Annotated in this window: 18 protein-coding genes and 2 other annotated features; of the genes, 15 read left to right on the top strand and 3 right to left on the bottom strand. The window is 44.0% G+C overall.

What is annotated here, in order from left to right; genetic code table 11:
* Nucleotides 1-13: 13 nt before the first annotated feature.
* A complete protein-coding gene (locus FD04_RS01395; protein WP_054701785.1) occupies nt 14-616 on the top strand; it encodes a DUF1054 family protein in 603 nt (200 codons plus the stop codon).
* 48 nt (nt 617-664) lie between these two features.
* Here the strand turns inward: FD04_RS01395 and rpsD are convergent, their stop codons facing one another.
* Together rpsD and FD04_RS01385 are read right to left on the bottom strand one after the other, a co-directional pair.
* Nucleotides 665-1,270 carry a 30S ribosomal protein S4 gene (gene rpsD, locus FD04_RS01390; protein ID WP_054701782.1) on the bottom strand — a complete coding sequence of 202 codons (606 nt, stop codon included), beginning with the start codon at nt 1,268-1,270 and terminating at the stop codon, nt 665-667.
* A gap of 195 nt (nt 1,271-1,465) precedes the next feature.
* A complete protein-coding gene (locus FD04_RS01385) occupies nt 1,466-1,939 on the bottom strand; it encodes a GAF domain-containing protein (protein ID WP_054701779.1) in 474 nt (157 codons plus the stop codon).
* 291 nt (nt 1,940-2,230) lie between these two features.
* On the opposite strand from FD04_RS01385, the gene ezrA reads away from it, so the two are divergent.
* The 14 genes from ezrA to FD04_RS01315 all read left to right on the top strand — a co-directional run bounded on the left by ezrA (nt 2,231) and on the right by FD04_RS01315 (nt 18,575).
* On the top strand, nt 2,231-3,973 hold the full coding sequence (gene ezrA, locus FD04_RS01380) for a septation ring formation regulator EzrA (RefSeq protein WP_056946436.1): 1,743 nt from the start codon (nt 2,231-2,233) through the stop codon (nt 3,971-3,973).
* 280 nt (nt 3,974-4,253) lie between these two features.
* Nucleotides 4,254-5,402, top strand: coding sequence for a cysteine desulfurase family protein (locus tag FD04_RS01375; protein WP_054701776.1), 1,149 nt, complete (start codon nt 4,254-4,256; stop codon nt 5,400-5,402).
* A 24-nt stretch (nt 5,403-5,426) separates the two neighbouring features.
* Nucleotides 5,427-6,644, top strand: a complete 1,218-nt coding sequence (gene thiI, locus FD04_RS01370; RefSeq protein ID WP_056946434.1) for a tRNA uracil 4-sulfurtransferase ThiI — start codon at nt 5,427-5,429, stop codon at nt 6,642-6,644.
* A 79-nt stretch (nt 6,645-6,723) separates the two neighbouring features.
* Nucleotides 6,724-7,233 (top strand): thiol peroxidase, encoded by a 510-nt coding sequence (gene tpx / locus FD04_RS01365; protein WP_054701773.1) that lies wholly within the window; start codon nt 6,724-6,726, stop codon nt 7,231-7,233.
* Nucleotides 7,234-7,256: 23 nt separating this feature from the next.
* Nucleotides 7,257-7,470, top strand: a binding site (T-box leader).
* A gap of 56 nt (nt 7,471-7,526) precedes the next feature.
* Complete coding sequence (locus FD04_RS01360) at nt 7,527-10,193, top strand: valine--tRNA ligase (RefSeq protein ID WP_056946432.1); 2,667 nt, start codon at nt 7,527-7,529, stop codon at nt 10,191-10,193.
* A 173-nt stretch (nt 10,194-10,366) separates the two neighbouring features.
* The gene (locus FD04_RS01355) at nt 10,367-11,677 is read left to right on the top strand and encodes a bifunctional folylpolyglutamate synthase/dihydrofolate synthase (protein ID WP_056946429.1); all 1,311 of its coding nucleotides are present in this window, start codon (nt 10,367-10,369) and stop codon (nt 11,675-11,677) included.
* A gap of 209 nt (nt 11,678-11,886) precedes the next feature.
* Nucleotides 11,887-12,891 carry a rod shape-determining protein gene (locus tag FD04_RS01350; protein WP_054701770.1) on the top strand — a complete coding sequence of 335 codons (1,005 nt, stop codon included), beginning with the start codon at nt 11,887-11,889 and terminating at the stop codon, nt 12,889-12,891.
* A 178-nt stretch (nt 12,892-13,069) separates the two neighbouring features.
* Nucleotides 13,070-13,933, top strand: a complete 864-nt coding sequence (mreC, locus tag FD04_RS01345; RefSeq protein ID WP_056946428.1) for a rod shape-determining protein MreC — start codon at nt 13,070-13,072, stop codon at nt 13,931-13,933.
* 10 nt (nt 13,934-13,943) lie between these two features.
* Nucleotides 13,944-14,468 (top strand): rod shape-determining protein MreD, encoded by a 525-nt coding sequence (gene mreD, locus FD04_RS01340; RefSeq protein WP_056946426.1) that lies wholly within the window; start codon nt 13,944-13,946, stop codon nt 14,466-14,468.
* A gap of 15 nt (nt 14,469-14,483) precedes the next feature.
* The gene (locus tag FD04_RS01335; protein ID WP_054701767.1) at nt 14,484-15,146 is read left to right on the top strand and encodes a septum site-determining protein MinC; all 663 of its coding nucleotides are present in this window, start codon (nt 14,484-14,486) and stop codon (nt 15,144-15,146) included.
* 6 nt (nt 15,147-15,152) lie between these two features.
* A complete protein-coding gene (minD, locus tag FD04_RS01330; RefSeq protein WP_056946424.1) occupies nt 15,153-15,956 on the top strand; it encodes a septum site-determining protein MinD in 804 nt (267 codons plus the stop codon).
* 75 nt (nt 15,957-16,031) lie between these two features.
* Nucleotides 16,032-16,265, top strand: a binding site (T-box leader).
* A gap of 147 nt (nt 16,266-16,412) precedes the next feature.
* Nucleotides 16,413-17,057: an amino acid ABC transporter permease gene (locus tag FD04_RS01325; protein ID WP_054701764.1), complete on the top strand. Its 645-nt coding sequence runs from the start codon at nt 16,413-16,415 to the stop codon at nt 17,055-17,057.
* A gap of 20 nt (nt 17,058-17,077) precedes the next feature.
* The gene (locus FD04_RS01320) at nt 17,078-17,716 is read left to right on the top strand and encodes an amino acid ABC transporter ATP-binding protein (RefSeq protein WP_054701761.1); all 639 of its coding nucleotides are present in this window, start codon (nt 17,078-17,080) and stop codon (nt 17,714-17,716) included.
* A 13-nt stretch (nt 17,717-17,729) separates the two neighbouring features.
* The gene (locus FD04_RS01315) at nt 17,730-18,575 is read left to right on the top strand and encodes an amino acid ABC transporter substrate-binding protein (RefSeq protein WP_056946422.1); all 846 of its coding nucleotides are present in this window, start codon (nt 17,730-17,732) and stop codon (nt 18,573-18,575) included.
* Between the two features lie 302 nt (nt 18,576-18,877).
* On the opposite strand, the gene FD04_RS01310 is transcribed toward FD04_RS01315, so the two are convergent.
* Nucleotides 18,878-20,233 carry an aspartate kinase gene (locus FD04_RS01310; RefSeq protein ID WP_054701758.1) on the bottom strand — a complete coding sequence of 452 codons (1,356 nt, stop codon included), beginning with the start codon at nt 20,231-20,233 and terminating at the stop codon, nt 18,878-18,880.
* Nucleotides 20,234-20,275: the final 42 nt, after the last annotated feature.

Here is a 20,275-nt window from a genome sequence, read left to right as displayed (position 1 = left end):
TGGGGGAGACAACGTGTTTGATGAAACAGACTTTAAGGTTTTTGAAGACCCAACTTTAGCAGGACGAATGGCGGGCATTAGATCGCAAATCGATCCAAAATTTGAGGCGCTTGCGCCATTGATCATTGCACAATTGCAAGGTGAGCAGCCAGTGTATGCTCACGTGGCCAAACATTTGCGCCGGTTTAAAAATCCACCAATGAACACTTGGATTGCGTTTAGTGCCAATCCTCGAGGATACAAAATGATGCCGCATCTGATGATTGGCTTTTGGGATGACCGTTTATTTTGCTGGGTCGGCAGTCTGGCTGAGGCCAAATTACGTGCACAGTTAACTACTTGCTGGACGACGTTGCTGCCAGAACTCATTAAATTACCGGTCAACTATGAGTTGAGTCCGAACCACATGGCAAAGAAAAGTACGATTGCGTCTGAGCTAACGTTAACTCAGCAGTTGACTCATTATCAACAAGTGAAGCAGGCTGACTTCTTGGTTGGCCGGCAGTGGTACCGAAATGATTCGATTTTTAAAACACCGGTCAAAGTACAGACAGTGTTGATCGAGACTGTTAATGAATTGAAGCCTATCTATCGGACGTTGAACCAAGTGAAGTAAACAAAAAAAGAACCGCACATTGTGCGGTTCTTTTTGACGCGTTAAAGATTAACGGTTGTAGTATTCAACGATAAGTGATTCGTCGATTTCAGCATCCATTTCTTCACGTTGTGGTAAACGAACAAGCTTACCTTCGAGCTTATCAGCATCGAATTCAACGTATTGAGGACGACCAACAACGGCTTCCACAGCATCTTTGATGATTTGCATATCCTTTGACTTCTCACGAACGCTGATCACTTGACCAGGTTTAACTTCGTATGAAGGGATATCAAGACGCTTGCCATCAACAGTGATGTGGCCGTGGTTTACCAATTGACGCGCTTGGCGACGAGTAGTAGCCAAACCTAAACGGTAAACAACGTTGTCTAAACGACGTTCGAGTAAGATCATGAAGTTAACACCATGCTTACCTTCGCGGATCTTGCCGGCGCGAACGAATAAGTTGTGGAATTGACGTTCAGTCATGCCGTAAGTGAAACGTAACTTTTGCTTTTCGCGAAGTTGAGTCCCATATTCGGACAACTTTGAACGACGACCTTGACCATGTTCGCCAGGGGCGAATGGGCGACGTGCTAATTCTTTACCAGTACCTGAAAGTGAAACGCCAAGACGACGTGAAACGCGCCAGCTTGGGCCAGTATAACGTGACATAAATTGGTTCCTCCAATAATTTTAGTTGGAGTAAAATAATCTAACGTGAGTTTGATATTCGTGCAGATCCCTTTGCAGTGTTCGCCTTGTGCAGCCGCAGGTTACTAACTGAACCACCAATTGGCAGTGATCTGTTGACGAGCTTACCGCTCACCGCTGCATTATTTTACACAAACACCAGTGTATCGCGAATGACTAGTGAATGTCAATATGTTTTAGTAGAATCTGGGCAAAGGTTTCGAGTTCGACTTGATCAGCCGGCGTGAAACGTGCAAGGGTTGGTGAATCGATATCCATGACGCCAATTTTGACGCCGTCCTTGGTCAAAGGCACAACGATTTCACTATTACTTGCTGAGTCACACGCAATGTGACCAGGAAATTCGTGAACGTTTTTAACCAGTTGAGTTGATTGGGTTTTGAGTGCCGTACCACAGACACCCGCCCCGTTTTGAATATGAACACAAGCGACATTACCTTGGAAAGGTCCGAGAATGAGGTCGTCCGTTTCGGGTTGGTAAAGATAAAAACCCGCCCAATTCAAATCGGTTAGTGATTGATTGAGTAGGGCACAAGCGTTGGACAGATTGGCAATAAGGTTATGTTCATTGTATAAAAGTGCATCTAATTGTTGGTTCATAATGGAGACAGTGGGTTTAGTTTCTGGCATGTCTAACACTCCTCTGGTTGATTAGTTAGTTAATTAAATGAGGTCAAGAAACTTTCACTTCGTCAAAGACCACCGCCAAATTAGTGCCAATACTTGATAGATTGATCGGTAGTTGGCGTGATACAATCGGGACAATGTATAAGACAAAGTAGTCATTTAAAATTCTTCTAAAGCCTTTTCATTAACTATGCTATAATTTAAGCTAGCATAGATTTTAATGATAGTTTAGAAAAAAAGCAAACATAATCTATGATACATAGTTGTATATTGGTAATGAAGGACGGGGATTAGATGTTTAGGATTTTAATCGGGATCATTATCCTAGCAATTGTCATTTATGCGGGTGTTTTAATCTATCAGCAATATTTAATTCGACAATTGAAGGGAATCAACCAAAAACGCCAGGGACTAGAAATTGACAAGCTCGAAACAGCGGTTGACCAAGTTAAGGCCATGAGCTTGACGGGTAAAACTTTAGAACAAGTTGAGCAGCTCAATTCGGAGTTTGTCGAATTAACTGACCACCGACTACCACGTCTTAAGAAGCAAGTTGACGAAGCAATTGAGAGTGCCAAGCAGTACCACGTATTGGGTGCGTCTCAAGCGGTCAAAAAGGCCAATGAATCATTGTCGATCGCACAACAGGCGATGCAACAGATCAACGATCACGTTCAAGAGCTAAAGGATGTGGATGCGCAGCATAAAGAGGCCGTCAAAGCCCTTGAAGTGAAGTATCAGTCTCTCCGTAAGACGCTGTTAGCCAAGAACTTTATGTATGGCGGGGCCATCGATGGCCTTGAAACACAACTTGGTCACTTAGAAGACGATAATGACCGGTTTCGTGAACTGACTAGCCAAGGTGATCATGAGTCAGCTGCACAATTGCTTGCTCAATTACAGCAGGATACGGATCAACTTGAAGAAATGATTGCCCAAATTCCGCCATTGGTTAAAAATTTGGAAACGGAATTTCCAGCTCAAATTCAAGAACTCCAACAAGGCGAGCAACAGTTAAGCGAAGACGGTTACCGTTTTTCAGTTGAGGATTTAAAGCAACAACTGGCTGATTTACCAAAGGAAGTTGACGTAAGTAAACAGAAACTAACGGACTTGGACATTGACGCAGTTGCCCAAGCAGATACTGCTTTATCAACTAAAATTGATCATTTTTATGACTTGATGCAAGCTGAGATGACAGCTAAGCCTAAAGCAGTTGCCAATTTAGACTACTTGGCGAAGTTTATTGCGCACGCTAAAAATCAAAATAGCTTGCTATTACGTGAACTTGAACGATTAAACCAAAACTATACGTTAGATCATCAAGAACTGGAAAATACGCGTGGTTTTACAGAGCAACTACGGGCAATTGAGAGCGATTATCAAGCGGATGTTGAGGCGATTCACGGGCAAACTGCCATTTTTACACAGGTAGAAGCGCGACAGGATCAACAGAGCAAAACGTTGACTCAAATTGAACAGCAACAACAAGAAATTAATGATGCTGTTGCCGGATTGGCTCAAGAAGAAAAGCAAGCCAACCAAACGCTACAACAGTTTGAATTTAAACTGCACAGTTTACGCCGTGAAGTTGAAAACTTGAATTTACCGGGCGTTGCCAAGACGTATTTGGATTATTATCACGTCGTTAATGACGAGATTGATAAGTTAACTGATGATATGAACCAAGTCCAGATTAATATGGAAGATATTACGAAACAGTTGATCATGATTCAATCTGATTTGGACATTTTAACCGAAAAAACAGCTGATTTAGTGGATAGCGCCCAGTTAGCTGAACAGTTGATCCAATACGCCAATCGCTACCGCCTAACTCACGATGAAGTGGCCAAGGCCAGCGGTGAGGCACAACGACTTTTTGATGAAGAGTACGACTACGCTAAGAGTCTCGAAACCATCGCGACGGTGCTTGATCAAGTTGAACCTGGTTCCTATAAACGTCTTGAAGACCGATATTATCAAAGTAAACAGCCCGTGACTGAATCAACCAGAGAAGAAGACGTTTCGTCTAATTGATCTTGCCGGGTAAACCTATATAACTCACCAGGATTGCCGATTTTTGAACTAAAATCGGCAATCTTTTTTTCGCCTGAAAGATGACAGTGTAGACGATAGGGGTGGGCCTTACATTTAGTGAGTGCAACTTAACAAAGGCAGCGACGACCTGGACTGATGATGGCAGTTAAACAGCAAAATCCGCGTGTGTCATGGCTTGCTTACTTGCGGTATATCATTTATAATCAACACAGTTTTGATTGGAGTCGAACCAATCTAAAAGCAAAGAGGCTTAGTATAAATGATTTATTTTGATAATAGTGCAACAACTCAGGCGGCGCCCGAAGTGGTCTCGACTTATGATACTGTCAGCCAGCGTATCTGGGGCAATCCGTCAAGCTTGCACCAGTTCGGGGAGCAAGCCTTTAACTTGCTTGAGCAGTCACGTAAACAAATCGCGGATCTACTTGGTGCGTCACAGAGTGAGATTTTATTTACCAGCGGGGGCACCGAAGGCGATAATTGGGTCGTAAAGGGTACTGCAATTGAAAAACGCGAATTTGGTAATCATTTGATCACCACCGCGGTTGAGCATCCGGCGATTCATAATTCAATGGAACAGTTAAAACAACTGGGTTTTGAAGTAACCTATTTACCCGTTGATGAACATGGTCGAATTTCGATTGAAGATCTTAAACAAGCGATTCGACCAACGACGATTTTGGTCTCAGTTATGGCGGTTAATAACGAGATTGGTACGATTCAACCCTTAAAGGAAGTCGCCGAAGTCTTAAAAGACCATCCTAAGATTCACTTTCACATTGATGCCGTTCAAGGAATTGGCAAAGGCATTCAAGATTTGATCATGAACGATCGGGTGGATTTTGTGACTTTTTCCGGGCACAAATTTCACGCACCACGAGGAATCGGCTTCATCTATGCTCGTCGTGGTCGCAAGATTGCGCCGCTGTTAACGGGTGGCGGTCAGGAACGTAATTTGCGCAGTGGTACCGAGAACTTGCCGGCAATTGCGGCCATGGCCAAGGCATTACGGTTGTTATTGACCGATGAACAACAAAAAGTTGCTCTGCAAGCGCAAATTAAGGAGCGAATTTTCAATCACGTCAAGGATTTTCCGTTAGTCACGACATTCTCAGAGGTTAACGACGGCTTCGCACCACACATCCTTTGCTTTGCAATTCAGGGGGTTCGTGGTGAAACCATCGTGCACGCGTTTGAAGAACAGGGCATTTATATTTCTACCACCAGTGCTTGCAGTTCTAAGAAACACTTAGCGTCAAGTACGTTGACGGCAATGCAGGTACCTGAAGACGTATCGACGAGTGCGATTCGGATCTCATTGGATGATCACAACACCTTAGCTGAAGCTGATCAATTCAACCAAGTATTTGACCAACTCTACGATAAATTTAAAGTGTTGTCTGCGTAATTAAACAAGAATAGGAGACCTGATATGCAATATTCTGAGATTATGGTGCGCTACGGCGAACTATCGACCAAGGGTAAAAACCGTAAGGACTTTATCCGTCAACTCGGTCGTAATGTGAAACGTAGCCTCCATGAATTTGAAGGCCTAGAAATTCGGGCACAACATGACCGATTACACGTGGCACTCAATGGGGTTGATTCAGCCCCCGTCATTGAACGCCTTAAAGGTGTTTTCGGTATTGAAAATTTCTCACCGGTGATTAAGCTTGAAAAGGATTTCGAAGCAGTCAAGGCAACCGCCTTAACCATGATCCAAGCTCAGTACAAACCCGGCATGACGTTTAAAATTAATACTAAGCGCCAAGACCATCACTTTGAGTTTGACACGAATCAAATTAACGATAAACTTGGTGGGCACATCCTGCGCAATATCCCGGGTATTGATGTGAAGATGAAGCAACCTGACATTACTTTGCGGGTGGAAGTTCGCCTGAACGGTATCTTTTTGAGTAGCGAAACGATTCCTGGGGCTGGCGGCTTACCCGTTGGAACTGGTGGTAAGGCAGCTATGATGATTTCTGGTGGGATTGATTCACCCGTTGCAGCGTACCTTGGGATGAAACGTGGCGTTAAGCTGGACATGGTCCACTTTTTTAGTCCGCCATATACCAGTGAACAAGCTTTGGCTAAGACTAAGGATTTGACCTCGAAGATTGCTGGGTATGCTGGTAGTATCCAATTTGTACAAGTACCGTTTACGAAAGTTCAAGAAACTATTAAAGAAAAGGTACCTGAAGGTTATTTGATGACCATTCAACGTCGAATGATGTTACGGATCACTGCCGCAATTGCACTGGCGCGGGGCGATAAAGGGGTCTTTACCGGCGAATCACTCGGACAAGTGGCTTCACAAACGCTTGAAAGTATGATGGCCATCAATGACGTGACGACTATGCCAGTACTCAGACCGCTGGTATCGATGGACAAAACTGAGATTATTCGGATTGCCGAACAAATTGACACGTACGATTTGTCGATTTTACCATTTGAAGATTGCTGTACGATTTTCACGCCGCCAGCACCCAAAACCCGTCCTGATTTGGAGAAAACCCGTAATTTCGAAAAATTAATTGACGTTGAGGGCTTGATGCAAGAAGCTTTAGATGGCATCACTGTGACTGAAATCAAACCTGGCGAGAACTACATGAACCAACAAGAAGAGGTCTTTGCAGAATTACTGTAAGCAATCCTTATTTTGCTTGCTTTTTGTAGGCCCTCGCGGTAAATTAAGTTTAAAAGCTGCATCCAAAGGAGTGGTAGAAGTGAAGGTAACGTTTAAAGGCGAAACAGTTGAATTAGAAGGTAATCCGCCACAGGTTGGCGACCAATTGCCTAAGTTTAAGGTTTTTAATCAAGCCAACGAAAAGGTCAAGATGGCCCAGCTAATTGGTAAACCGCTTGTAATTTCAGTGGTGCCCGACCTTGATACGCCTGTCTGCAGTTTACAGACTAAAAAGTTTAACCAACAGGCTGACCATTATCCAGATGCAACTTTTGTCACGATTTCCAACAATACGATTCAACAACAGAAGAATTGGTGTGCCGCTGAAGGCGTCACTAATTTACAGGTGTTGTCGGATGAAGAGTTATCGTTTGGCTACGCGACTGACCTATATTTACCGAACCTAGGATTTTTGGCCCGAACGATTCTCATCGTAGCCGCTGATGGCACGATTACTTATGAAGAAATCGTCCCTGAAATTACTAACGAGCCAGATTATTTGGCCGCCTTGTCAGCTTTAGAAAAATTGACATCTAGAGTTGACGCCTAGCTTAAAATTGGCTATGATAACGTGTATAAGCAATGAGCAAGAGAGTAGATTAAGGTGACTATTCAGAGAGAAGACGCATGGCTGAGACGTTTTTAAGTTTCTTGATCGAAAGTAACTTGTGAGCTGTCAGACTGAACAAGTAGGTCTGACCGGAGTGACATCCGTTAAAGATTGTTATTAAGAGGGGCTTGAACGCCCAATTTAGGTGGTACCGCGAAGCAGCACTTCGTCCTAGTGATAGGATGGAGTGCTGTTTTCTTACATAGCAATCAAAAAAGAAGGGAAGAGATTATATGACAGATAAGTCCACAGAAATGCCACCCAAGTATGATCCACAAGCTGTTGAAGCCGGTCGTTATAACGAATGGCTTCAAGACGGTCTATTCAAACCAAGTGGGGATAAGAAAGCCCATCCTTATTCAATCGTGATTCCGCCGCCAAATGTCACGGGTAAATTGCATTTGGGTCATGCTTGGGACACTACGTTGCAAGACATGATCATTCGTCAAAAGCGGATGCAAGGGTTTGATACGTTATGGTTACCAGGGATGGACCATGCCGGGATTGCGACGCAAGCTAAGGTGGAGGCAAAACTTCGGGAACAGGGTATCAGTCGTTACGACCTTGGCCGTGAGAAGTTCATCGAAAAAGTATGGGAATGGAAAGATGAATATGCTAACACGATCAAGACCCAGTGGGGCAAGCTAGGCTTATCACTAGATTATTCTCGCGAACGTTTCACCCTTGATGAAGGTCTCTCAGCAGCCGTTAAGAAGGTCTTTGTTCAACTCTACAAAAAGGGTTTGATCTACCGTGGTGAATACATTATTAATTGGGATCCACAAGCTCGGACCGCATTGTCTGATATTGAAGTCATTCATAAAGACGACAAAGGTGCTTTTTACCATGTTAAATACAAGTTTGCTGATGGCGAAACGACACTTGATGGTAAAGATTACATTGAAATTGCCACCACTCGTCCAGAAACTATGATGGGTGATACTGCGATTGCCGTTAACCCAAGTGATGAACGGTATAAGGATGTGGTTGGCAAAAAAGTGATTTTACCATTAGCTAACCGAGAAATTCCAATAATTGCTGACCAACACGCCGACCCAGCCTTTGGGACTGGGGCCGTGAAGATTACACCGGCTCACGACCCAAATGACTTCTTGGTTGGTAATCGTCATAACTTGGAACGCATCAACACGATGAATGAAGATGCTTCAATGAACGAAAAAGCCGGTAAGTATGAAGGTATGGATCGGTTTGAAGCACGTAAAGCCATGGTTCAAGATTTGCAGGATCAAGATTTGATGATTGCAATTGATCCAATCGTGCACTCAGTTGGCCACTCAGAACGGACCGGGGTTCAAGTTGAAGCCCGGCTGTCAACTCAGTGGTTTGTTAAAATGAAGCCACTTGCTGAACAAGCGTTGAAAAACCAAACAACTGATGACAAGGTGGACTTCGTACCAGAACGATTTGAAAAAACCTTCTCACAATGGATGGAAAATATCCATGATTGGGTCATTTCACGTCAACTTTGGTGGGGTCACCAAATTCCAGCTTGGTACAATAAAAAAACTGGTGAAATCTACGTTGACGAACAACCACCAAAGGACATCGAAAACTGGGAACAGGATAAGGATGTTTTGGATACTTGGTTCTCAAGTGCACTTTGGCCATTCTCAACAATGGGTTGGCCCGATACGGACGCGCCAGATTTCAAGCGTTACTTCCCAACTGATACGCTGGTCACGGGTTACGATATTATCTTCTTCTGGGTTTCACGGATGATTTTCCAAAGCCTTGAATTTACCGGTCGCCGTCCATTCAAAAACGTGCTGTTACACGGCTTGATTCGTGACGAACAGGGTCGCAAGATGAGTAAGTCACTTGGTAATGGGATCGATCCGATGGACGTCATTGATAAGTACGGTGCCGATGCCTTACGTTGGTTCTTATCAAACGGCTCAACACCTGGTCAAGATATCCGGTTCACCTATACTAAGATGGACGCTGCTTGGAATTTCATTAACAAGATTTGGAACGCCAGTCGTTACGTCATCATGAACCTGGGCGACATGACTAAGCCAACTTTACCAGCCGAAGACCAGTGGGATTTGGCAGACCGTTGGATTCTCAGTCGTTTGAACAAGCTTATTGACCAAGTTACTGAACAATTCGATAAGTTTAACTTTGGTGAAGCCGGCCGTGCCCTTTACGATTTCATCTGGAATGATTTTTGTGATTGGTACATTGAAATGAGTAAGGAAACCTTAAATGGTGACGATGAACAAGCTAAGCAAAACACGCGCAACGTGCTAGCTTACGTCTTGGATCAAACCTTGCGTTTGCTTCACCCAATCATGCCGTTCGTGACTGAGAAGATTTGGTTAACGATGCCACATGAGGGTGACTCACTGGTGGTTGCAAGTTACCCTGTGACTAACGCCCAATTTGACAATGAGAAGGCTGAATCACAGATGGCCAACTTGATTGAATTAATTAAAGCAGTTCGTAACATTCGTGCTGAAGCCAACGCACCAATGTCTTCAGAAATCGATGTGCTGATTAAAACGTCAAATACCGAATTAGCGCACGTTTTCGAAACTAACCGTGACTATATTGATCGGTTTGTCCACCCTAAAGCATTGACGATTGGTGCTGACGTGGCTGCGCCAAAGCTTGCCATGACCGGTATCATTACTGATGCAGAAGTGTACGTGCCATTAGCTGAACTCGTCGATTTAGACGAAGAAGCCGCGCGTTTACAAAAGGAAATCAAGAAGTTTGAAGCTGAAGTTGAACGGGCTAAAAAGAAGCTTGCCAATGAACGGTTCGTGGCTAACGCACCTGCTGAGGTCGTTGAAAGCGAACATCAAAAACAAGCTGAAAATGAAGCAAAACTTCAGGCAACCAAAGACCGATTAACTGCATTACAAGCAGAAAAGTAGGTTTGGTGGTGCAAGCAAATTGATGAATCTTAGTGTTTCTCTGGGATAATCACATTTGTAAGCCACCGTCAGTGAATCAAGGACGTCTTGTCAACAATCTACGCTCAGATTGTTTGGCAGGACGTTTTTTGCGAAGAACGTTGATTGTAAATAAAGGAGTGACACGTAACAAAATGGTAGCTAACTATGAAGAGGCCCTGGCATTTATTCACGGTCGTACCCAATTTAAAAAAAGTGATCACCTTAACCGAATGAAGACTTTTTTAGCGCAATTACATGATCCGCAACAACATTTATCTGCAATCCACGTTGCCGGCACCAACGGGAAGGGCTCAACGGTTGCTTATTTAAGGGACCTGTTGATGGGCGATGGCTTAACAGTCGGTACGTTCACGTCACCATTTTTAATTCGGTTCAACGAACGCATCTCAATTGATGGTCAACCGATTGCCGATGACGACCTGGTTGCGCTAGTAAATCGAATTCAGCCAGTCGTGGTCGATTTAGATGCAACGTATCCCGAAGGTGGACCAACCGAGTTTGAAATTATCACCGCGATGATGTTTTTATACTTCAAAGACCGGGTTGATGTTGCCGTGATTGAGGTTGGAATTGGTGGGCTCTTAGACTCCACCAACGTCTTTACCCCAGAAGTGGCGGTCATTACCACCATTGGGTTTGATCACATGAAGCTCTTGGGTAACACTCTGGCAGCAATTGCGGCACAAAAAGCTGGTATTATCAAAGCCGGTGTTCCAGTCGTTGCTGGTCGCTTACCTGCTGAAGCGATGGCCGTTGTGACACAAACGGCGACTCAGTTACACGCGCCACTTTATCGGGTCGGTGAAGAAATTCAAACGCAAGTTCAGGCGACCCGTGGCTGGCAAGAACAGTTTGATTTTCAATTTGGTGCGCAACGATTAAGGAAACTTCGGTTGTCCATGTTAGGGGATTACCAAGTCGATAACGCTAGTTGTGCGTTGGCGGCCTTTCTTTGCTACCAACGCGCCCATCATCTAAATGTTGATGAGAAGAGCGTCAAACAATCGTTGGCTAAAACCGTGTGGGCTGGTCGATTTGAACCAGTTAGCAAGGATCCCTTGATTGTGATTGATGGTGCGCACAACGAACCGGCAGTTGAAGAACTGACACAATTGTTAAAACAACGGTTTAAAGGCACTGAGATATACCTGCTGTTTGCCGTCTTGGCAGATAAGCAGCATGACCAAATGTTGGCCACTTTACGCCAAGTGCCAAACATCCACCTCATTTTAACCACCTTTGCTGGACCAGGACAGCGTCAAGTAACGGATCCACAACAGTTGGCAGCCCAATATCAAAATGATGATCGTGTTACTGTGATGCCAAATTGGCAAGTCGCCATTGGTCAAATCACGCAACAAATGAGTGACTCAGACTTGTTTTTAATTACTGGCTCACTTTACTTCATTTCAGATGTTCGACAATTTTTTATGGCACCATAGCGGCTGACTGAATGGATAATATCAATAAAATCTATGTAATATTTAATTTCCTTTAAATACGAAATTAATACTTGCCAGATATACCTAAAATTAGGTATGCTTTTACCGGCGAGTAGTTATTAAATTACAGAGGTATGGTATAATAACACCTAGCAAATTAACAAGCAATCTCAGCGTGTGATTGTGGCTAAATGAAGGGATGAAACAGATTGTTCGGATTAGGAACTAAAAACATTGGCATCGATCTCGGAACTGCCAACACAATTGTTTACGTCGACGGCAAGGGTATCGTGTTGCGTGAACCATCCGTTGTGGCTAAGAATTCGAAAACTGGCGAAATTGTTTCCGTTGGTGAAGATGCAAGAGCAATGATCGGGCGGACCCCAGCAAGTATCGTGGCCATTCGACCAATGAAGGACGGCGTGATTGCTGATTATGACACGACCGTTGCGATGATGAAGTACTATATTGAAAAGACCCTAGGGAGCTCAAACGGTAAACCCTACGTCATGGTTTGTGTACCAAGTGGTGTTACAGAAGTTGAAAAACGTGCCGTTATCGATGCAACTCGAGTAGCCGGCGCACGTGACGCTTACGTGCTAGAAGAACCATTTGCAGCCGCCATTGGTGCCGGTTTACCTGTTATGGACCCAACTGGTAGCATGGTGGTTGATATTGGTGGTGGGACTACTGACGTGGCAACGATTTCACTCGGTGGTATCGTGTCAAGTCGTTCTATCCGGATGGCTGGTGATAAGCTGGACGAAGCCATCGTTGCGTACGTCCGTCAACACTTTAACTTGTTGATTGGCGAACGGACTGCTGAACAGTTGAAGTGGGACATTGGTTCTGCATCTAAGGAAGCCGTCAAAGAAGACGACGATGCTTCAATTCGTGGCCGTGATTTGATTACCGGTTTACCTAAGACCATTGAAGTATCAGCAGCTGACATCGCTGATGCCATTCACGAAGGCGTTGAAGAGATTATTACTGCAATCAAGGAGACCCTTGAAGAAACTTCTCCTGAAATTGCAGCGGATGTGATTGATCACGGAATTGTGTTAACTGGTGGTGGCGCACTGCTACGCAACTTACCAGACGTGATTGCTGATGCAACTAAGGTACCCGTATTTATTGCTAACGATCCATTGGATTGTGTCGCAATTGGTACTGGTGAATCCCTTAAGAGCATCGACGTCATGAAAAAGAAATAACATTCGGGAGTGAGACATTCTAGTTAAACAAGCGAGTGTGGCATATTGGCACACCATCGTTGTTTAATGAATATCTTCGGCCGTGTAAGCAAATAATTCCGTATGTTCAACTATCGAACATACGGAATTATTTACTTACGCCCGTTGAATTAACTCACTCTCTCACTGGAGGACGATCATGAATAAATTCTTTTCAAACCGGCGATTGGTCATTGTGATCGTTTGTCTGATTGTCAGTTTTGGCTTAATGAGCGTTTCGGTTGCGATTCGAAACAAACGTTCAACGCCACCACTGATTCAACAATTTGGAAACGACGTTGTTGGGCTGGTTAACCGAGTCGTTGCTTGGCCGGTTAATGGCGTAAAGGGCTCAGTGACGGCTGTTTCTGATTTGCTTAATACTTATCAGGAAAATCAACGTCTGAAGAGTCAGATTCAAGAATTAGCTCAGACTAAGGTGCACGATCAAGCTTTGACGCAGCAGAACACCAAGCTCAAAAAAGAGTTGAAGCTTTCTCATACGTTAACGGATTATACTGCGGTCAACGCAACGGTTATCGCTCGGACCCCTTCATCATGGCAAGACCAAGTTATTATTGATAAGGGGAGTGCGGCTGGTATTAAGAAAAACATGCCCGTGTTGTCTGGTTCAGGTTTAGTTGGTCGAGTTTCAGAAGTTAACCGAACTAATTCTAAAATTGAACTGTTATCAAATAGCAGCGAATCCGCAAACCGTTTTGCCGTCCAGATCACTAACAAGAGTGGTAGTACTGTCAACGGTATCGTAACCGGCTTTGATAGTAATAAAAACCGCATTGAGATGGGTAACATTACTTCGAAGACTAAGATTGAAAAGGGCGACAAGGTAATGACTAGTGGCCTTGGCGGTATCATGCCAGCGGGGTTACTCGTTGGGACGGTGACTGCTACTGGGACTGATAATTATGGTCTGGCCTCAAAGGTGACCATTAAACCCGCTGCTGATATTTCTAACTTAAGTTACGTAACGGTTGCCGTTCGACAATCGCAAACAACCAATTAAGGAGGCAATCATGTTACGGGTAACTAAATTACGTTACGGCTTTCCAATTGGGTTGTTACTTTTCTTTTATTTAGATGGTATTTTGGGTGCGGCTTTCCCGAAGCAGTTATTTAACTACCCATACACAATGAGTAGTTATTTAGTTGTGTTGTGGTTAGTTTACTCGATTTATTTTGAAGACCAAATTACAATTCCACTTGGCATTTGGGCTGCCGTTGCTGGCGGTTTGTTCGACCTGTATTACACAGGAATTTTTGGTATTTTTGTCTTCGTATTTCCAATCGTAGTCGCATTAACTCGGGCTTGTTATAAGGCCTTTCCAATCAATTTTTTGAGTGGCTTATTAGTGTATTTTATCGACATTACGGTCGTGTGTGCACTGAGTTATTTTGGCAACCTGGTGGTTCACTTGACGAGTGCGTCGTTTGCCGACATGCTTGTTTATTCATTGGCGCCAACACTCGCTTATAATTTAGCGGCTTACGTTATATTGTATTTTCCAGTTCAATGGTTATTTAACCGGTTGAAAAATTAAAGAGGGGTTTGGCATATGCAAGCTGTAGTGTTACGCGGTAATCAAGATGGTTATCAAATTGTGTTGGATCAAGCGGCTAGCTTTGAGGAAATCAAGGTTGAGCTTAGGGGGCTCCTTGATAATCTGGCGACGGATGCCCAAGTCACCGATCAAATTAGTTTTGATGTGTTACCCATTTCGCGGTTGCTCACTGCGCAACAACATCAACAACTTGAACAAATTATTGGTGAATATGACCATTTTCGTATTCATAAAGTGATTCCAGATGTGATGACGATTGAAGACGCAATCACGTTGAAAGAACAAGACAATGTTCATTTGGCGTCTCAAACGATTCGTAATGGTCAAACCCTTGAATTAAAGGGTGACGTACTATTCTTGGGTGCCATCAATGAGGGTGGTCGATTGCTAACGACTGGCAGTATCTACATCATGGGTACCGTGTTGGGCATCGTTCAAGCTGGTTTTCCAAGTGCGGAAGATCAAGTCGTTATTGGTGATTTACATGAAGCACAACAGGTTCGAATCGGTGAACAAATTAGTATTGTTGAAGCGGATCAACCGCAAGCCGATTCACAAACAATTGCATATGTTAATGATTTACACGTATTGGAGTATGGGTCGCTTGCAGCATTAAAAACGATCAGTCCGAAACTGTACCATAAAATGGGAGGTTAAGTTTAGATGGGAAAATCAATTGTAATTACCTCTGGTAAGGGGGGCGTCGGTAAAACGACGTCCAGCGCGAATATCGGTACCGCACTCGCCTTGATGGGTAAGCGGGTCTGTCTAGTTGACCTTGATATTGGTCTGCGTAATTTGGACGTTGTTTTGGGTCTGGATAACCGGATTATTTACGATATTGTTGACGTGGTTGAGGGCCGGGCTAAGCTAGCACAGGCGCTCGTTAAAGATAAGCGGTTTGATGATTTACTCTACTTATTACCAGCTGCTCAAAACGCGGATAAAACTGCTCTCACTCAAGATCAGGCCAAGTCAATCGTGGTCGAACTAAAAAACGAATTCGACTATGTGTTAATTGATTGTCCAGCAGGGATTGAACAAGGGTTCATGAATGCCATTGCTGGTGCGGACACCGCAATCATTGTCACTACACCCGAAATTTCAGCGGTGCGGGATGCGGACCGTGTTGTGGGTTTACTTGAAAAGAATCCGTTGAAAGAAGAATCGCACTTATTGATCAACCGTATTCGCAGTCACATGATGGTTGAGGGCGATACGATGGATATCGACGAAATCACGCACCACTTGGGTGTACCATTGTTGGGCATCGTCCTTGATGACGATGCAGTGATTGCCACGTCTAACCGCGGCGAACCAATCGTACTTGAAACGCAAAACGCTGCCGGACGTGGCTATCGTGACATTGCCCGTCGTCTGGAAGGCGAGACTGTACCATTGATGAAATTGGAGCAGCCTAAAGCCGGATTCTGGACGCGAATTGGTCAATGGTTTAAACGAGGATAGCTCGATTTTTGCTTTTTTCGCTTAAATAAATTGACAGTTGGTCAGATTCAGTTATAATGAGAACTAATTTGATATATGACAACGTTGAACAGACTAGTAGTGTTAGTTAATGAATCAGAGAGCTTGGGGTGCTGGAAGCCAAGCCATTAGCTAGTGCGAATCACATCTGGGAGTTGAATTCCTGAACGATAAGTAGGGAAGTTCCGGTAAGCTCGTTATCGCTGAAGTTTATTAATTAAACTTACTGAGACTGATTATGTGAATAATCAGTGAATCAGAGGTGGTACCACGAATTCAATCGTCCTCTTGGCTTATGCCAGGAGGATTTTTTAATTGATAAACTTCATGAGGATAGCTGTGTGAACAGTTATCAAGATGAGGTGGAACCGCGACATTGTCGCCCTCTTGAACCAGATTGGTTCAAGGGGGCTTTTTTTATTAGAAGGGGGAGACGTTATGTTACATTACGCAACTGAAATATTACCATCACTACTGAGTGGTGCTTGGATGACAGTGAGAATCTTTTTCTGGACGCTGATTGCAGCAATTCCACTTGGTATTCTCGTTAGTTTAGGCTTAACGGCGAATTTCAAGCCACTTCGCTGGCTGCTAAAATTCTACGTTTGGTTGATGCGTGGCACGCCACTGCTGTTACAATTAATTTTTGTTTTCTATGGTTTACCAATTATTGGCGTCATCTTCCAACGGTATGATGCAGCACTCTTTGCATTTATTTTGAATTATACAGCGTACTTTGCTGAAATCTTCCGTGGCGGCTTTCAGGCGATTCCAAACGGTCAATATGAAAGTGCACGAGTATTACGCCTGACTCGGAGCCAAACCTTGTTACGGATCGTTATTCCGCAAGTGGTTAAAATCGTGGTTCCTTCAATCGGTAACGAAGTGATCAACTTGATTAAAGATTCTTCACTGGTTTACGTCATTGGCTTGGGTGACCTTCTTCGGGCGGGTAACGTTGCGACGGCCCGTGACGTCACGCTGTTACCATTGGTCTTAGTCGGGATCATTTACTTACTGATGACGGCCGTAGCCACTTTTATCTTACGTCGTGTTGAACAGCACTACCGGTCATGGCGTTAAGCGCAGAAAGGAGCGATTAAATGCTAACATTAAAAAATATCAAAAAACAATTTGACGGTCGGACGATTTTAGATAATTTGAATTTGGAAGTGCCAGATGGTCAAATTTTAGCAATTGTCGGACCTTCTGGCGCTGGTAAAACGACCTTGTTGCGTTGTATTAGTGGTCTTGAGACGGTGGATTCTGGTGAATTTATTTTAGACGGTCAACCGTATGATCCTGCCAATAACCGTGACAACGATAAAGTGATTGGCGTAGTGTTCCAAGATTTTCAACTATTTCCCAATTTGACGGTAAAAGACAACATTACTTTGGCACCACAGTTAGTGCTTAAGCAGTCCAAGGCAGATGCTGAAGCGCGTGGTCAAGCTTTAATCGACCAGTTAAACTTGTCTGGTAAAGAAGACCTGTATCCCTATCAATTGTCTGGCGGCCAAAAACAACGGGTCGCAATCGTTCGTGCACTCGCAATGAACCCCAAGATCCTTTGCTACGACGAACCAACCAGCGCGCTTGATCCTGATTTGCGGCAAACGGTTGAACAGATTATTTTAGGCTTGAAACAAAATCAAATGACTCAAATCGTTGTCACACATGATATGACCTTTGCTGAGAATATTGCTGATCAAATATTACGTGTTGAACCAATTAAGGCATAGTGGGGGGCACAGCATGAAAAAACGATTTTGGTTAAGTTTGTTAATGTTACTTTGCACGGTGTCGTTAATCTCTGGCTGTAGCGGTGTGAGTGTTGGCCAACGTGCCAACCACGTTGATAACTGGCAAAGAATTCAGAAGCGTGGCTTTGTGACAGTCGGGTTAGATGATACGTTTGTCCCAATGGGCTTTCGCGAAAAGAGTGGTAAGCTTGTGGGCTATGATGTTGACCTTGCGCGAGCGGTGTTCAAACTCTATGGTATTAAGGTCAGCTTTCAATCTATCGACTGGTCAATGAATGCGACTGAACTGAATAATGGGACCATTGACCTCATCTGGAACGGGTACTCCAAGACACCTGAACGTGAAAAAAAGGTTGCTTTCAGCGATACATACCTGCAAAACGATCAGACCTTGGTCACCCTACGCAAGAATCATATTGATTCGTACGCTGATATGACTGGTAAGACCCTCGGCGCACAGTCGGGTTCGTCTGGTGCCCAAGACATCAGTGAGTACCCCAAGTTACTTAAAAATCGCATTAAGGGGCAGACACCGGTGCTCTATGATTCATTCACCAACGCCTTCATTGATTTGAATGCCGGCCGAATTCAAGGTATGATTATTGATTCGACCTATGCTGGTTACTATGTTAACCACGAAAGTAATCCAAAGGCTTATAAAATCATGAATGGTTCATTCCCAAAGGAACAGTTCGGGGTCGGTATGCGTAAAACGGATGTCACGATGCGACACAAGATTAATCGCGGCCTCAAGATTCTTGCTAAAAACGGTACGTTAGCCAAAATTAATCATAAGTGGTTTGGTGAGAGTGCCGATTCACCACTGTTAAATAAGTAAAATTAATTTTAAAGTGGTTTTTGAGCTTTGGCTCAAAGTATTCCTGATAAATAAAGTCGAGTGTGGGACAAAACTCGTTTAAGTCCCAGAATAGAAGCGAAAAAATCGTGGATTCCTGATTTGTAGGAATCCACGATTTTTTTGCTTCTACGGCCAGGGCTTGAGTTTTTCACACGATTAGACTAGATAATAGTCTTGAAGTTCATTGAAATTTTTAATTAATTTGAAGCTAAGGACTAGTTCGATTTTTGCTAATATGGACTTTTTCCCAACCTCATGACTTTATTTATCAGAAGAGCTGACTACAGATCCGGGAAAAACGTATCGTATAATGCTTGAACGGCAATATCAGCGTGGTCTTGCTGGATGCCAAACATCATTGAAATTTCAGAGGCACCTTGGTTGACCATGACCAGCTTGACGTTTTGACGCGCTAAGGCATCGGTGGCTTTTGACATGATACCTGTTCGGTTAGCCATCCCTTCACCGACGACCATTAAAAGGGCGTAATCGTGGGTGATGTGAATCTCATCTGGTCGTAATGCAATCACTAATTCGCGAATTAGTGTATCTTCCAAATCGGCTGACAGTTGATCTTGGTGCATGATCACGGTCAAATCATCGATCCCAGATGGCATGTGTTCGTAAGTTAAACCGTATTCGGCTAATATGTTGAGAATTTTTTGGGAATAACTCTTTTTATCCAGCATATATTTTCGGATGTAAATCCCACAGAAGTTGGGTGAACTGGCAATCCCCGAGACTGGATAGGCCGGGTTAACCCGTTTTTGAGAAGTGATCGATGTGCCGCGTTCACTCGGGTGATTGGTGTTTTTGACAACCACTTGGATATCACCTTGAATAGCGGGGATGAGCGCTTCATCGTGAAAGACTGAAAAACCCGCATAGGCCAGTTCCCGCATTTCACGGAAGGTCATGTTGTGAATTGCAATCGGGTGTGAGACGACACTTGGATTTGCCGCGTAGATGGCGTCCACATCCGTAAAGTTTTCGTAGCGATCAGCGTGAACGCCACGAGCCACGATGGCGCCCGTGATATCTGATCCGCCTCGAGAAAAGGTACAAATCTGACCTTGTGCGTTGTAACCAAAGAACCCTGGAATCACCCGGACAAGTGAACTATCAGCCCATTCACTTAAACGATCATAACTTTCGGGGACAATTTCAGCGTCGTTTGGCGAATCAGTAACAACCATACCGGCATCCTTTGGATCCAGATATTTGGCGTTTACGCCAACTGATTGCAACACTTGGGCAATCAGCACGGCGTTCAGTTTTTCACCGTGTGCTTTAAAGGTCGCCATCAAATAATCACGGTCTTGATAATCATCGTTAGGCAAAGCCAAGATTGTATCCTTGATTTGATTGAAGGCCACGGGGTCAATGTGATAAGCGGTGGCAATTTCTTCGTAGCGCGCAATGATTTGGCCAGTGATGGTGTCTGTCGACTGATGATTGATGGTGGCTTGCGCATATTGGATCAATAAATCAGTGACTTTAATGTCACCAGCAAACCGTTTGCCGGGAGCAGAAACAACGACAAAGCGGCGTTGTTCATCTGATTGAATAATATGAACCACTTTGCTAACTTGAGCAGCGTTGGCGAGGGAACTCCCGCCGAATTTAACGACTTTCATGCAGTCAAAAACCTCCGATTATTAAATTACTTTGTGTTAAGC

Origin of the sequence: Secundilactobacillus odoratitofui DSM 19909 = JCM 15043 (assembly GCF_001434895.1) — a bacterium.
Lineage (GTDB): Bacteria > Bacillota > Bacilli > Lactobacillales > Lactobacillaceae > Secundilactobacillus > Secundilactobacillus odoratitofui.
This window is presented reverse-complemented; position numbering and strand designations above follow the sequence as displayed.

Bases quoted from the DNA above. Each gene is read 5' to 3' on its own strand.
- rpsD (WP_054701782.1), bottom strand. From the start codon at position 1,270: ATGTCACGTTATACTGGCCCAAGCTGGCGCGTTTCACGTCGTCTTGGC.
- FD04_RS01385 (WP_054701779.1), bottom strand. From the start codon at position 1,939: ATGCCAGAAACTAAACCCACTGTCTCCATTATGAACCAACAATTAGAT.
- ezrA (WP_056946436.1), top strand. From the start codon at position 2,231: ATGTTTAGGATTTTAATCGGGATCATTATCCTAGCAATTGTCATTTAT.
- FD04_RS01375 (WP_054701776.1), top strand. From the start codon at position 4,254: ATGATTTATTTTGATAATAGTGCAACAACTCAGGCGGCGCCCGAAGTG.
- thiI (WP_056946434.1), top strand. From the start codon at position 5,427: ATGCAATATTCTGAGATTATGGTGCGCTACGGCGAACTATCGACCAAG.
- FD04_RS01360 (WP_056946432.1), top strand. From the start codon at position 7,527: ATGACAGATAAGTCCACAGAAATGCCACCCAAGTATGATCCACAAGCT.
- FD04_RS01355 (WP_056946429.1), top strand. From the start codon at position 10,367: ATGGTAGCTAACTATGAAGAGGCCCTGGCATTTATTCACGGTCGTACC.
- mreC (WP_056946428.1), top strand. From the start codon at position 13,070: ATGAATAAATTCTTTTCAAACCGGCGATTGGTCATTGTGATCGTTTGT.
- mreD (WP_056946426.1), top strand. From the start codon at position 13,944: ATGTTACGGGTAACTAAATTACGTTACGGCTTTCCAATTGGGTTGTTA.
- FD04_RS01335 (WP_054701767.1), top strand. From the start codon at position 14,484: ATGCAAGCTGTAGTGTTACGCGGTAATCAAGATGGTTATCAAATTGTG.
- minD (WP_056946424.1), top strand. From the start codon at position 15,153: ATGGGAAAATCAATTGTAATTACCTCTGGTAAGGGGGGCGTCGGTAAA.
- FD04_RS01325 (WP_054701764.1), top strand. From the start codon at position 16,413: ATGTTACATTACGCAACTGAAATATTACCATCACTACTGAGTGGTGCT.
- FD04_RS01320 (WP_054701761.1), top strand. From the start codon at position 17,078: ATGCTAACATTAAAAAATATCAAAAAACAATTTGACGGTCGGACGATT.
- FD04_RS01315 (WP_056946422.1), top strand. From the start codon at position 17,730: ATGAAAAAACGATTTTGGTTAAGTTTGTTAATGTTACTTTGCACGGTG.
- FD04_RS01310 (WP_054701758.1), bottom strand. From the start codon at position 20,233: ATGAAAGTCGTTAAATTCGGCGGGAGTTCCCTCGCCAACGCTGCTCAA.